Below are 13,375 nucleotides of genomic sequence, written 5' to 3' on the forward strand. Positions count from 1 at the left end.
TTATTTTTTTATCTCTTCAAGAAGCCATGGCCATTCGCCATAACCACTATTAGTGTTTATATGTCCTGCGTTTTGCAACACTTTCATATCTACATGTAGAGCTATTTGCAGCTCTTGTGCCTCATCTTGCCTCAAGTAAGGGTCATCTGTTGAGGTAATGAGTAGCGTTTTTTTAGCATAAAGTTTTTTGGGTACTTCGCATGGAAAAAAACTCTCAAGTTCCTCTATTTTACACGAGAGACTCGGCGGTGCTACTAAAAAAAGTTTCTCCACCTCTTGCATCTTTTGTTTGTTGCAAAGATGAAACCAAAGTATATTTGCAAGAGAGTGACAAAGAACTGTATCTGGGTGAAATCTTTGCATCTCAAGTTCCAACTCTTCTAGCCAAACATCTTTTTTTGGAAAATCCATATCGCTAAACTTTAAGAAACTAACGCACCCATAATCTTTTGCTATCTCAGAACTTAGCCAACTCTGCCAGTGGGGAAAATCACTCCCGCCCCAGCCATGCAAAATTAAAACTCTTCTCATTTTACAAGTGCTAAAGCGCTCTTTACTCTTAGAATTGTCTCATCAATCCCAATAACCGCCATAACGCTATCAAGCCCTGGACCGCTCATTTTTCCAAGTAGAGCAACTCTTAGAGGCTGCCCGATTTTTCCAAAACCTATGCCCATCTCATCTACAACTTCTTGCATCACATGATGATACTCACTTGGAAGATGAAGCTCTTTACATGCAGAGAGTTTTGCAATAAAGTTATTTAAAACTTCAACAGCCTCACCTTTGAGTGACTTCTCAAGTGCTTTTTCATCATAAGAAGCTGGAGGATTAATGACCTCAGTTACAAGAAGCGCCAACTCTTTAAGAGTTTTTGCACGCTCTTTTAGGGCATCAAGTAAAATCTCTTTTTTATCATGTGAAGCTATTGTTAAATTGTACTCTTCTAACATCTTTGCCAACTCTTGATTTGGAGTGTTTTTGATGTAGTGCGAGTTTAGCCAGTCAAGTTTTTCAGTGTTGTATATGGAAGCAGAGCGATTTATGTTTTTTGGATCAAAAAGCTCTCTCATCTCATCCATTGAAAATATCTCTTGATCTCCGTTGCTCCAGCCCAAACGAACTAAAAAGTTTAAGAGCGCCGCAGGAGTGTAGCCCATCTCCTTATATGCCATAACATCAGTTGCTCCATCTCTTTTTGAGAGTTTTTTGCCCTCTGAGTTATGAATCATAGGTACATGGTAAAATTTTGGTACATCAAATCCGAGTGCTTCATAGATTACTATCTGTTTTGGTGTATTTGAGAGGTGGTCATCACCACGGATAACCTCAGTTACTCCCATAAGGTGGTCATCAATTGCAACAACAAAGTTATATGTAGGTGAGCCATCAGCTCGAGCAATTACAAAATCATCCAGAATATCTTCAGCCTTAAAGACAACATCACCCTTTACTCCATCTCTTACGATAATTTCACCGCTAAGAGGAGCTTTTATGCGGATAACACTATCAACTCCATCTGGAGGCGTGCCATCAAAATCACGATATTTGCCATCATATTTTGTTCGCTCTTTGTTCGCCATCTGAGTCTCTCTAAGAGCGTCTAACTCCTCTCTTGACATGTAGCATCTGTACGCTTTGCCCTCATCAAGGAGTTGTTTGACATAAATAGCATAAATATCATCTCTTTGTGACTGATACGTGATTTCGCCATCATGCTCTAAACCTAACCAATTAAAAGCTTTTACAATAGCCTCTGCTGCTTCTTGAGAGTTTCTTGCTTTATCGGTATCTTCAATGCGAAGAAGAAATTTACCACCGTTTTTTCTAGCCCAAAGATATGAAAAAAGTGCCGTTCTTAAACCACCGATATGTAAATAGCCTGTGGGACTTGGAGCAAAACGAGTGACAATCATAAAAAAGCCTTTGTAAAATAGTTGTCGAATTTTAGGCTATCATTTGTTAAAAGCGGGTAAAATACTTATCTTAAATTTTAGAGGATTTTAAATGTATAAAATAATATTAGTGCTTTTTTTAGGCACGATGCTAAGTGCTGAGATGATAAATGGGATTAGTGTTGTTGTAAAAGGAGAGGCTATTACGATTTATGATATCAAAGATGAGATGCGCCTCTCAAAGGTAAATGCAACAACTGCAACAGATATTTTGATAAGAAAAAAGCTAGAAGCGGCTGAAATACAAGAGAGAAAAATCACAGTAGATAGCAGTGAAGTTTATGATGATATTAAAAAAGTTGCAGCTTCAAACAAGATGAGTATTGATGAATTTTATGATGCAGTTCGTGACTCAAATGGGCTAACTTCCGCAGAGTTTAAAGAGAAGACAAGAGAGAAGATTCTATCTCAAAAGCTATACTCTGCAATCGCATACTCTTCAATTAATATGCCAGATGAAGATGAGATGAGAGAGTATTATGAACTTCACAAAGATGAGTTTTCTCGCCCAAAAGCTTTTAGTGTTATTATCTACTCTTCACAAAATGAAGAGGCTCTAAGAAAGAAGATAACAACTCCTATGTTTGTCTCGGATGAAATAAAGGCAGAGGAGAGAGTGCTTGGATATGACAAAATATCTCCTGAGTTAGCAAAAATGCTTGAATCAACACAGCAGAAGAGTTTTACGCCTGTTATTATGGATCAAAAAGGCTCACATATGAGCTTCTACCTTGTGGAGAGCAAAATGCCGCAAAGCAGCAGTTATGAAGATGTTCAAAACCAACTAAGCAACGCTATTATGGGGCAAAAAAGAGAGCAAGTTTTAAGTGATTATTTTGCCAGATTAAGAGGAAACGCAGATATTCAAATTGTACGAGAAGTAAAGTAGATGCTAAGTGATGAAAATTTTATAAATATAGCCATAGAGATAGCAAAAGCTTCAAAATGCGTCTCTAAACAAGTAGGTGCTGTTATTGTAAAAGATGGAAGAATTTTAAGTACTGGTTACAACGGAACACCTGCTGGATATATAAACTGTCGTGAGCATTGGGAAGATAAATATACTCATGAACACCACGAGTGGTCAAAAACATACGAAATACATGCAGAGATGAATGCGATAATCTGGGCAGCAAGAAAAGGCATAAGCATAGAGAATGCTACTATCTATGTAACTCTTGAGCCATGTAGTGAGTGCAGTAAAAATATTATAGCAAGTGGGATACAGAGGATTGTATATCTAAAGCCTTATGAACATACACACTCAGAGGTAATCTCAAAATTTATTAAAGATAACAATGTAGTTATACAAAAACTTCAGGAGTAGAAAATGGTTGAAGATAAAGAGTTACAAGCAGAGATAGGAAAACACCTTATGCAGCCTGAGAATTATGGCAAATTAGAAGATGCATCGTGCATAGGAGTTGGGATAGACCACTCAAGAAAAAGCTATGTAATTATGTATATAAAAAGAGATGAGACTACTATCTTAGACGTTATGTTTGGAACCAATGGTACGCAAGATACAACTACGCTTGGCTCAATTTTTACTGATATGATTAAGGGTGAGAGTATTGAGAGTGCGCAAGAGATAGCAGATACCTTAAATAAAGAGCTACAAGAGAGTTACGCATCTATTCCTGCTCCAAAGGTTGATTTGAGCAAGCCTGAGGGTGAGCAAGTTGAGAGAGTCTCTACAGAGCATCAAGATAGCGCAAATATGGTTCTTACAGCATTTAATGCAGCAATGCGTCATTTTGAGAGAAAAGAGGGCGGCATAGAAGAGGAGCAGTATGAGATGAGTATAGTAAAAACTTGTCCATACTCAACTACTGAGTGTCACTTTGTAACAAAAGAAAAAAGCAAAGAGGTTTAACTCTTTAAAAACTTTTCAATTATTTCACTCGGGCGACCTATGATTGCACGATTACCTTTAAAAATAATAGGTCTCTCGATAAGCTTTGGGTTTTGTACCATTGCATCTACAAGCTTGTCATAATCATACTCATCTTTTAGATTTAATTCTTTATAAATATCCTCTTTTGTTCTCATTAGCTCTTTTGGGTTCATTCCAAGCATGGTAAGTGCAGTTATGATTTCATCTTTGCTTGGAGCAGAATCTAGATATTTAACAACTTCTACCTCACAACCGTTTTGTTCTAAAATAGCCATAGCTTCACGAGATTTTGAACATTTTGGATTATGCCAAATGGTTATATCTTGCATTTTGACCTCTTTTTTCTTTGTATTTTACACTATAATCAAAAATAAAAAACAGATAGGAAGAGTTTATGGTAGATGTAGTACTTTATATACATATATTGGGAGCAACCGCTTGGATTGGCGGATCGTTGTTGCTCTTTGCACTTGGGATATTGCTAAAGGGCAAGGAGGCTCAAGCACAAACTTATGAGTATTTAGGACCATTATATGGCTATTTTGAGACGTTTTGGCTGATTATTCTTATAAGCACTGGCACATTTTTATTTTTTAATTTTAACCTTTTCTCAGTTCTAACACTTGACATAAATGAGTCAAAACTTGGTTACATGATGAGTCATAAACTCTTTTTTGTAGTAACTATTACAATGCTTACTATTATTCACATGCGAATTGCATTAAAAACACATAAAAATGAGCGAACAATAGTTCAGAAGATAGTTTCACGTGCAAGCTCTATGATGATTTTCCTCTTAAATCTTATAGTTCTATGGTATGCCATGCAGTTAAGACATATCCTCTCTTAAGGGACGAATTTCTTTAAGAGTATATATATCTGGCATCCGACACAGTAGCCAAAAGCAGCTTCTAAAAATGCACAACAAACAAGTAAAAACATAATCACAATTGCAACAAGTGGATACCCGAGAAAAAATATGATTGCAGCACTAGCAACAAACAAAAAGCCTAATTTTGATGCAAACTCTTTAGGTCCTGAATCAACCTCACTCTTTTTGAGTTTTGCAAGTTTTGCAAAAAAACTACTTATGTGAAAAAGTGGACTAATTTTTTTATAATCAAAAATACGTACCAAAAAATCATATAGCAAGATAATCAGCAAGAGAATCTGAGAAGATAAAATAAATAAAAGACCAATTAGCGTGACTAAGCCTGCAAGAATACGCATTATATTTTGATCAGCTTTTTTATAATTTATTGGGCAAGATTTCATGTTTTACCTATATATTATAATTCAAAAATTTATTTTGGTAAGCAGAGAGTTCCATCATATTTATATTAAAAATACTCTTTACACTCTCGCTTGCATCTTCAAAAAAAAGCTTTAATATTGGATGCTCTACCAAAGTATCAACTATTTTTAAATCATCCTCTAGTGCCATTAAGATATCCAATATTTTTATATCTTGTGGTGGACGTGCTAAAATATAACCGCCTTTGGCTCCTCTTATGCTCTCTACTAACCCTGCACGTCTTAGTTTGCCAAGTAACTGTTCAAGATAGTTTTGTGGAACATTAGCATTTAAAGCTATCTCTTTAATTTGCATCGGAGAGTTCTCTTTGCGTTTGCTAAGCTCACATATCGCTGCTAAGCCATAAGACCCTTTTGTAGATATGAGTGGCATCTATAACTCCCTTTATAAGTATTTAGTTAAGCAAGTATACACTATTTCATAGATAATGTAAAGTAATTTAGTCATAATAAAATATAAATTTTTATCCAATTTAAACACCATAATATAGGGTTTCTAATTAAACTTGAGTAAATCACTATATATAAATACAACAAAATCACTTGACATTAATATAGAAATTAATTATACTGCCGATTAAATTTTAGGAGATGGGAGTTTGTATGACACAAATTAAATTAAAAACGTTAAATATCATAGATGAAAATCAAACACGTATGCATGCAGGATTAGTAGTTTTAATTCTGATTGCATATATGGCGAGTGGAAATTTATCATTTATATACATGTTGATTTATGATTTTTTTGCACGTATTTATGTGACATCACTGATAAGCCCTCTTTATCTTTTATCTAAAGGCTTAGTAAATTTGATTGGATTGAAGCAGAGGTTTTCAGAAGAATCAGCAAAAGAGTTTGCTTCACACATCGGATTGATGATAATTTTTGTGGCTCTGTATGCAGAACTTTTAAATTGGACCTCTTTTTCTTACATGTTGATTACATTTTTTGGTGTATGGAAAACATTTGAAGCAACAAAAGATATCTGTTTTGCATGTAAGCTCTATGAACTCTTAGTGCGCAAAAATATTAGAGTGGAGTCATTATGAAATATGCAAAAAATGTAACAGAACTTATTGGAAATACGCCTTTGGTTAGGATTAATATAGCCAGCCAGAACGCTCTTGTTTTAGGAAAATGCGAGTTTATGAATCCGACACACTCCATAAAAGACAGGATAGGAAAATATATGATTCAAGAAGCATTAACGCAGGGTCTTATAACTAAAAATACAACAGTAATAGAGCCGACAAGCGGAAATACGGGAATTGCACTTGCAAGTGTATGTGCGAGTTTGGGCATAAAACTTATCTTAACCATGCCAAGTTCGATGAGCAAGGAGAGAATACAGCTCTTAAGAGCATTAGGCGCAAGAGTAGTTTTAACTGATGCAAAACAGGGGATGATGGGCGCTGTGCGAGAGGCTAAAGAGCTTTGCTCTCAGCACAGTGAGGCTCTGATGCTTCAGCAGTTCTCAAACAGAGCAAATCCTGAGATACACAGAAAAACAACAGCTTTAGAAATAATAAGAGATACACAGGGCAAGGTTGATATTTTAGTTTTGGGTGTTGGAACAGGCGGCTCAATTACAGGAGTCGGAGAAGTGCTAAAGAAGCATAATCCAAACATAAAGATTATCGCCGTTGAGCCTGAAAATTCACCTGTACTATCTGGCGGAGAAGCAGGTCCGCATGAGATACAGGGAATAGGAGCAGGGTTTATACCCGAAATATTGAATACTGAAATTTACGATGAGATTATAAGAGTAAGCGGTGAAGATGCAATTAACTGCTCAAGAGAGATGGCAAAAAAAGAGGGGCTCTTAGTAGGTATATCCTCAGGAGCCAATGTGTTTGCTTCAACTCAAGCTGCCAAGAGGCAAGAGAATAGAGGTAAAACTATCGTGACTATTTTGTGTGATACCGCAGAACGATATTTAAGCTGCGGGCTTTACGATGAGGATGAATAAAATTTATGCAGGAAAAAGCGTACAGATCGATTGTTAAAACTCTCTCATGGAGAACAATCGGGACATTAGACACAATGGTTATATCTTATCTGATAACAGGCAACTTAACCATGGCGGCTTCCATTGGATCAATTGAACTTTTTACAAAAATGTTTTTGTACTATTTTCATGAAAGAGCGTGGAATAAAATAAGCCTTGGCAGACATAAGATTACAGCTAATGATTATCATATTTAATAGGAAAATATTATGAAAGAGAAAATAAATTTTTTAAATAAAGAGTTTAAAAATGTACCAACAAAGGAGCTTCTTGAATTTTTTTTAAAAGAGTCTAAAGATTCAATAGCTCTATCTTCTAGTTTTGGAGCAGAGGATCAGGTTTTGAGTGATATGGTTTTAAAAATTGAGAGCGAGACAAATATATTTACACTCGATACAGGGAGGCTTCCCTATGAGACGTACGATGTGATGCAGAGGACAAATTTAAAATATAACACAAAAATAAAGGTCTATTTTCCTAATAGTGAAGATATTGAAAAATTGTATCAACAGCAAGGAATTAACGGTTTTTATGACTCTGTTGAGAATAGAAAAGAGTGCTGTTATGCGAGAAAAATTGCACCTCTAAAGAGAGCTTTAATGGGTATAGATATTTGGATTACAGGTCTTAGAGCACAGCAGAGCCTTACGAGAAAGAGCACGCAGCTCTTTGAGTGGGACGAAGAAAACAGAGTTATAAAATTAAACCCTTTGATTTTGTGGAGCGAGGAAGATGTGTGGAGATATATCAATGAAAACAGTGTTCCATATAACGCTCTGCATGATAGCGGGTATCCAAGTATCGGATGTGCACCGTGCACAAGAGCAGTTGAAGAAGGCACAGATATAAGAAGTGGCAGATGGTGGTGGGAGAGCCCAGAACATAAAGAGTGCGGATTGCATATAAAGGAGATAAAACAGTGTTAGATACAAAAAAATTGACACATCTAAAACAGCTTGAAGCTGAATCTATTCATATATTAAGAGAGGTAGTAGCGGAGTTTGACAATCCCGTTATGATGTACTCCGTAGGAAAAGATTCTGCGGTAATGCTTCATCTTGCGCTCAAGGCTTTTTTCCCTGCAAAATTGCCATTTCCGCTTCTACATGTAGATACTAAATGGAAATTTAAAGAGATGATTGAATTTCGTGATAAAAGAGCAAAAGAGGAGGGTTTTGAGCTTCTGGTTCACACAAACCCTGAGGGAATAGAAAAAAATATAAACCCTTTTGTGCATGGTTCGGCTGTTCATACCGACATCATGAAGACAGAGGGCTTGAAGCAAGCACTCAACAAATATAAGTTTGATGCCGTTTTTGGCGGGGCAAGACGAGATGAAGAGAAATCCAGAGCAAAAGAGAGAATCTACTCTTTTAGAGATAAAAACCATAGATGGGACCCGAAAAATCAGAGACCTGAGTTATGGAACTTGTATAACTCAAAAGTTCACAAGGGTGAGTCAATTAGAGTTTTTCCGCTCTCAAACTGGACGGAGCTTGATATTTGGCAATATATTTACCTTGAAGGGATTCCTATTGTGCCGCTATATTTTGCCAAAAGGCGACCCGTTATTGAAAAAGATGGAGTAAAAATAATGGTTGATGATGAGAGAATGCCAATTGAAGAGCATGAAGTAGTAAAAGAGGAGATGGTAAGGTTTAGAACCTTGGGATGTTACCCTCTCACAGGAGCAGTCGAATCTAGCGCCACAACATTGCCTGAGATTATCCAAGAGATGCTTTTAACAAAAACAAGTGAGAGACAAGGGCGAATGATAGACAATGACTCCAGTGGGTCGATGGAGAAGAAAAAAATAGAGGGGTATTTTTAACATGTCACTATTAGAGACAAAAATAGCAACAGATATAGAGAGTTATCTCAAAGAGCATGAGAATAAAGAGCTGCTTAGATTTATTACATGTGGAAGTGTAGATGATGGTAAAAGTACACTTATCGGCAGACTTTTACATGATTCAAAAATGATTTTTGAAGACCAATTGGCGGCTATAAAAAAAGATAGCAAAAAGAGCGGTACGACAGATGGTGAGTTTGATTTGGCACTTCTTGTTGATGGTTTGCAGAGTGAGAGGGAGCAGGGGATTACTATTGATGTCGCATACAGATATTTTACGACAGATAAGCGAAAATTTATTATCGCCGACACCCCTGGGCATGAGCAATATACAAGAAACATGGCGACAGGTGCTAGTACGGCTGATTTGGCAATCATTTTAATTGATGCAAGATACGGGATTCAAACGCAAACAAGAAGGCACTCTTTTATAGCGAAACTGCTCGGCATTAAGCACATTGTAGTTGCTGTAAATAAAATGGATTTAGTAGATTTTTCTCAAGAAGTGTATGAGAACATTGCAAAAGAGTATTTGCTTTTTGCAAAAGATATAGGCTTGAGTGATGATATTAGCTTGATTCCGTTATCTGCTTTAAATGGCGACAATATTGTAGAGCGAAGCCAAAAATCTCCATGGTATAAGGGCGAGACACTGATGCATCTCTTAGAGAACATTGAAATCTCAAGTAAGAGAGATTTGTCGCATTTTAGACTGCCTATTCAGTATGTGAATAGACCAAATTTAGATTTCAGAGGCTTTTGCGGAACTATATCTTCTGGAGTTATAAGAGTTGGCGATTTAATCACTGTTTTGCCATCTAAGAAAAGTTCGAGAGTTAAAGAGATAGTGACTTATGATGGAAATCTTGAATATGCGTATGCCCAAGAGGCAGTGACTTTGACATTGGAAGATGAGATAGATATAAGTCGTGGAGATTTAATTGTAAAGAGTGATGAAGAGCCACAGAGTGCAGATGCTTTTGATGTGAATATTGTATGGATGAGTGAAGATGCTTTAGTCAAAGGCAAACGCTATCTTATCAAAAGAGCGTCTTGTGTAAGTGTGGCTAGCGTTGATGAATTTTATTATAAAACAGATGTAAATACCTTAGAGAAACAGAGTGCCAATATGCTAAACCTAAATGAGATTGGGCATGTTAAATTAGATTTGGAGCACTCTCTTGCTTATGATTCTTATGAGAATAACAAAGCTATGGGAAGCTTTATAATAATTGACAGGATAACAAACAATACACTTGGAGCTGGCATGATTGTTGAAAAATCATTACAAGAATCAAAAGCCAAGGTATCACAATATGGAGCATTCGAGTTAGAGCTAAACGCATTGGTGAGGAAATATTTTCCTCATTTTGAATGTAAAGAAATTTTTTAGGAAAATATAATGTCAAAAGAGACAAAAGCACAGAGAGTAGAGCGTATAAAAAAAGATAAAGATGGCTTAGATGTACTTCAAGACATATATCGCTATGCAAAAACAGAAGAAGAAATTGATCCCGAAGATATAGACAGGTTTAAGTGGTATGGCTTATATACGCAAAACAGAAACTTACAAGATGAAGATGACTCTACTCTATATTTTATGTTAAGAGTCAAGCTCCCAGAGGCTAAACTTAATCTTAAAGGGCTTGAAGCAGTTGCAGATATTTCAAGAAAGTATGCAAGAGCAACGGCTGATTTTACAACAAGACAGGATATTCAATTTCATTTTATAACAATAAAAGATTTGCCTGCAATTTTTGCTCGTTTAAAAGAGGTAAACTTAAGTACGGTTTTTGCGTCTGGGGATGTTCCTAGAAATGTTGTTACTTGTCCTGTAAATGGAATTGATAAGGAGCAAATTTGTGATGTTAATGCCCTTGCACAGGATATTAATAGATATTTTGATAAAAATGCAGAGCTCTCAAATTTGCCTAGAAAATATAAGGTTGGAGTCAGCGGCTGTTCTAAGCACTGTATCTCTCATGAGATACAAGACCTAAGCTTTAATGCTATAAAAACAGAAACTGGTGAGATTCTCTTTTGTGTTAATGTAGGAGGTGGTTTGGCTTCAAACAAACGTATAGCTTCACATATAGGATATGTCACAGCATCGCAGGTTCTGCCAATTGTAAAAGCAGTAACTCAGATATATAAAGAGTATGGAAACAGAGAAAACAGAAGAAAAGCGAGGCTTGGACACCTTCTTGATTTATGGGGAGTTGAAAAATTTATAGAAATTTTGCATGAAAATATAGATTTTATTTTACAAAACAGAGAGCTTCAAGAGTATGTGCCGTATGAAAAAAGAGAGCATTTTGGAGTTCATGAGAGCGTAGAAGATGGTAAAAGTTATGTAGGATGCGCAATTGATGGCGGAAGAATCGGTGCGGATGGTTTGTATAAACTTTTAGAGATACTACAAAACAACGGCGCTACAACTATCAAGGCGACAACAACGCAAAACCTTGTGATTACTGATGTGCCTAGTAGTAGTGTTAATGCACTCTCAAAAGCACTCAAAGAGATAGATATAGATGTAAATCCATCTCCGTTTAAAGCAAGAACACTCTCATGTACGGGAAAAAACTTTTGTAAATACGCTGTCTCCGAGACAAAAGATTTGGCATCGAGACTGGTTGCTCATTTGCAAAACAGATTTCCTGATTTTAAAGAGCCTCTCTCTTTTAGTGTCAATGGATGTTCTCACTCATGTGCACATCCACATGTAGTAGATATTGGTCTGCTTGGATGTAAGGTAGAGAATAACCGTAAATATGTTTCAGGTTTTGAACTTATCTTAGGCGGTCATTTAGAGGGAGACAAAAGTAATTTCGCTAAGAGTACTGGTATAAAGTTTATACCAGAAGATGCTTGCCAAATTGTAGAAAATATAATAGAGAGTTACCTAAATAGTCATTATAAAAATTTTCATGACTATGCAACAGGAAAAATATATGGATAAAGATATATTTTCTCCAATTTTGAGGGATAAAAAAAACATTAGAGATGAGATAAAAAAAGGCATCATAGGTGTACATAAAAAATATTATTTCGATTATACAGCTTCTGGATTGGCATATAAAACAATTGAATTGCGTGTTCAAGAGGTATTAAAAACATATGCCAATACACACTCAAAAGAGGCTTCAATGGCGGCAAAGACAGACTTCTACTATACACAGGCACGCAGACATTTAAAAAGGTTACTGAAGCTTGAATCTGATTTTGCAATTTTGCCGTGTGGCTGTGGTGCGACATCTGCAATAAAGCGTTTTCAGGAGATTGTAGGCATATATATCCCTCCTGCTACTCGTAAACGATTTAATATTAATAATGATAAAGAGTCCACTCCTTTAGTAATTACAGGACCTTACGAGCACCACTCAAATGAGGTAAGCTATCGTGAAGCACTCTGCGATACAGTGCGTATTGGACTTAATAATAGAGGAGTGATTGATTTAGAACAGCTTGAGCAAATTTTACAAACAAGTACGCACTCTCAGATAATTGGGGCATTTTGTATAGCTTCTAATGTCACGGGAATCATAACTCCGTATGAAAAAATTTCTCTGCTTCTTCGCAAATATAATGCGATTGTCTGTTTTGATGCGGCTGCTTCATCTCCATATATGAATATACCGTCTTCTCTATATGACGCTATGTTTCTCTCCCCGCACAAACTCATAGGCGGTCCAGGTTCTTGTGGAATTTTAGCCATACGAAAAGGGCTGATTGATGAGGACATCGCTCCAACATTTGCAGGAGGAGGTACATTTAAATACGTTAATCGCAACACGCATCAGTTTATTGACGAAAAAGAGGCTCGTGAGGATGCAGGAACGCCTGGAATATTACAACTAATTAGAGCTACTTTGGCATATCAACTTCGTAATGAAGTAGGTTTTATAAGAATAAAAAAACAAAAAAATATACTGATGAAACATTTAATTGATGCTCTTATGGATATAAAAGGGTGTACAATTTACGGTAATTTAGAAGAAGAGAACATAGGTATAATCTCGTTTAATATCGATGGAGTTGACCCTTATCTGCTCTGTTCTTACATGTCAAATCTTGATGGCATCCAAAGTCGTGCAGGTTGTTCATGTGCAGGACCGTATGGACACGATCTCTTAGGACTAAAGGATAACTCAAATTTTGCAAAAAAACCAGGATGGCTTCGCCTGAGCATCCACTATGCACAGGAGATTAATGATATTGATTATCTCTTGGGAGCACTTAAAAAAAGTATTATAGAGATAAAAAAAATTAAGAGCGATTGAATAGTTACAAGAGTACAATTTGCTCAAAAATTAGCTACTTTAATAAAGGCAAACAGTGATTTACA

Annotated in this window: 17 protein-coding genes; 12 read left to right on the forward strand and 5 right to left on the reverse strand. The window is 36.3% G+C overall.

What is annotated here, in order from left to right; all coding sequences use genetic code 11:
- Window positions 1–531, reverse strand: a complete 531-nt coding sequence (locus SUDEN_RS00730; protein WP_011371780.1) for an RBBP9/YdeN family alpha/beta hydrolase — start codon at window positions 529–531, stop codon at window positions 1–3.
- Window positions 528–1,916 carry a glutamate--tRNA ligase gene (gene gltX / locus SUDEN_RS00735; protein WP_011371781.1) on the reverse strand — a complete coding sequence of 463 codons (1,389 nt, stop codon included), beginning with the start codon at window positions 1,914–1,916 and terminating at the stop codon, window positions 528–530. Before gltX ends, SUDEN_RS00730 begins: the two co-directional genes overlap by 4 nt.
- Window positions 1,917–2,007: 91 nt before the next feature.
- Between gltX and SUDEN_RS00740 the strand changes: the two genes are divergently transcribed.
- The 3 genes from SUDEN_RS00740 to SUDEN_RS00750 are packed head-to-tail and all read left to right on the forward strand — an operon-like array spanning window position 2,008 to window position 3,831.
- Complete coding sequence (locus tag SUDEN_RS00740) at window positions 2,008–2,844, forward strand: peptidylprolyl isomerase (protein ID WP_011371782.1); 837 nt, start codon at window positions 2,008–2,010, stop codon at window positions 2,842–2,844.
- On the forward strand, window positions 2,845–3,282 hold the full coding sequence (locus SUDEN_RS00745; protein WP_011371783.1) for a deoxycytidylate deaminase: 438 nt from the start codon (window positions 2,845–2,847) through the stop codon (window positions 3,280–3,282). It begins immediately after the preceding gene.
- A gap of 3 nt (window positions 3,283–3,285) precedes the next feature.
- The gene (locus tag SUDEN_RS00750) at window positions 3,286–3,831 is read left to right on the forward strand and encodes an iron-sulfur cluster assembly scaffold protein (protein ID WP_011371784.1); all 546 of its coding nucleotides are present in this window, start codon (window positions 3,286–3,288) and stop codon (window positions 3,829–3,831) included.
- Here SUDEN_RS00750 and arsC read toward each other — a convergent pair.
- Window positions 3,828–4,181 carry an arsenate reductase (glutaredoxin) gene (arsC, locus tag SUDEN_RS00755; RefSeq protein ID WP_011371785.1) on the reverse strand — a complete coding sequence of 118 codons (354 nt, stop codon included), beginning with the start codon at window positions 4,179–4,181 and terminating at the stop codon, window positions 3,828–3,830. The two genes, SUDEN_RS00750 and arsC, sit on opposite strands and share 4 nt — an antisense overlap.
- A gap of 65 nt (window positions 4,182–4,246) precedes the next feature.
- On the opposite strand from arsC, the gene SUDEN_RS00760 reads away from it, so the two are divergent.
- Complete coding sequence (locus SUDEN_RS00760) at window positions 4,247–4,702, forward strand: hypothetical protein (RefSeq protein WP_011371786.1); 456 nt, start codon at window positions 4,247–4,249, stop codon at window positions 4,700–4,702.
- Here SUDEN_RS00760 and SUDEN_RS10955 read toward each other — a convergent pair.
- Together SUDEN_RS10955 and SUDEN_RS00770 are read right to left on the reverse strand one after the other, a co-directional pair.
- Window positions 4,699–5,127, reverse strand: coding sequence for a DUF4395 domain-containing protein (locus SUDEN_RS10955; RefSeq protein ID WP_011371787.1), 429 nt, complete (start codon window positions 5,125–5,127; stop codon window positions 4,699–4,701). The genes SUDEN_RS00760 and SUDEN_RS10955 overlap by 4 nt on opposite strands.
- A gap of 7 nt (window positions 5,128–5,134) precedes the next feature.
- Entirely contained in the window at window positions 5,135–5,539 is a 405-nt protein-coding gene (locus SUDEN_RS00770; protein ID WP_011371788.1) for an RrF2 family transcriptional regulator, read from the reverse strand.
- A gap of 230 nt (window positions 5,540–5,769) precedes the next feature.
- Between SUDEN_RS00770 and SUDEN_RS00775 the strand changes: the two genes are divergently transcribed.
- The 8 genes from SUDEN_RS00775 to SUDEN_RS00810 are packed head-to-tail and all read left to right on the forward strand — an operon-like array spanning window position 5,770 to window position 13,310.
- Complete coding sequence (locus tag SUDEN_RS00775) at window positions 5,770–6,216, forward strand: DUF4395 domain-containing protein (RefSeq protein ID WP_041672159.1); 447 nt, start codon at window positions 5,770–5,772, stop codon at window positions 6,214–6,216.
- Complete coding sequence (gene cysK / locus SUDEN_RS00780) at window positions 6,213–7,136, forward strand: cysteine synthase A (RefSeq protein WP_011371790.1); 924 nt, start codon at window positions 6,213–6,215, stop codon at window positions 7,134–7,136. Before SUDEN_RS00775 ends, cysK begins: the two co-directional genes overlap by 4 nt.
- A gap of 5 nt (window positions 7,137–7,141) precedes the next feature.
- Entirely contained in the window at window positions 7,142–7,372 is a 231-nt protein-coding gene (locus SUDEN_RS00785; RefSeq protein ID WP_011371791.1) for a DUF2061 domain-containing protein, read from the forward strand.
- 12 nt (window positions 7,373–7,384) lie between these two features.
- Window positions 7,385–8,101 carry a phosphoadenylyl-sulfate reductase gene (locus SUDEN_RS00790; protein WP_011371792.1) on the forward strand — a complete coding sequence of 239 codons (717 nt, stop codon included), beginning with the start codon at window positions 7,385–7,387 and terminating at the stop codon, window positions 8,099–8,101.
- On the forward strand, window positions 8,095–9,006 hold the full coding sequence (gene cysD, locus SUDEN_RS00795; protein ID WP_011371793.1) for a sulfate adenylyltransferase subunit CysD: 912 nt from the start codon (window positions 8,095–8,097) through the stop codon (window positions 9,004–9,006). The genes SUDEN_RS00790 and cysD overlap by 7 nt, the downstream gene beginning before the upstream one ends.
- Window position 9,007: 1 nt before the next feature.
- On the forward strand, window positions 9,008–10,420 hold the full coding sequence (gene cysN / locus SUDEN_RS00800; protein ID WP_011371794.1) for a sulfate adenylyltransferase subunit CysN: 1,413 nt from the start codon (window positions 9,008–9,010) through the stop codon (window positions 10,418–10,420).
- 9 nt (window positions 10,421–10,429) lie between these two features.
- Window positions 10,430–11,989 carry a nitrite/sulfite reductase gene (locus SUDEN_RS00805; RefSeq protein ID WP_011371795.1) on the forward strand — a complete coding sequence of 520 codons (1,560 nt, stop codon included), beginning with the start codon at window positions 10,430–10,432 and terminating at the stop codon, window positions 11,987–11,989.
- The gene (locus SUDEN_RS00810) at window positions 11,982–13,310 is read left to right on the forward strand and encodes an aminotransferase class V-fold PLP-dependent enzyme (RefSeq protein ID WP_011371796.1); all 1,329 of its coding nucleotides are present in this window, start codon (window positions 11,982–11,984) and stop codon (window positions 13,308–13,310) included. Before SUDEN_RS00805 ends, SUDEN_RS00810 begins: the two co-directional genes overlap by 8 nt.
- Window positions 13,311–13,375: the final 65 nt, after the last annotated feature.

Source organism: Sulfurimonas denitrificans DSM 1251, assembly GCF_000012965.1.
Taxonomy (GTDB): domain Bacteria; phylum Campylobacterota; class Campylobacteria; order Campylobacterales; family Sulfurimonadaceae; genus Sulfurimonas; species Sulfurimonas denitrificans.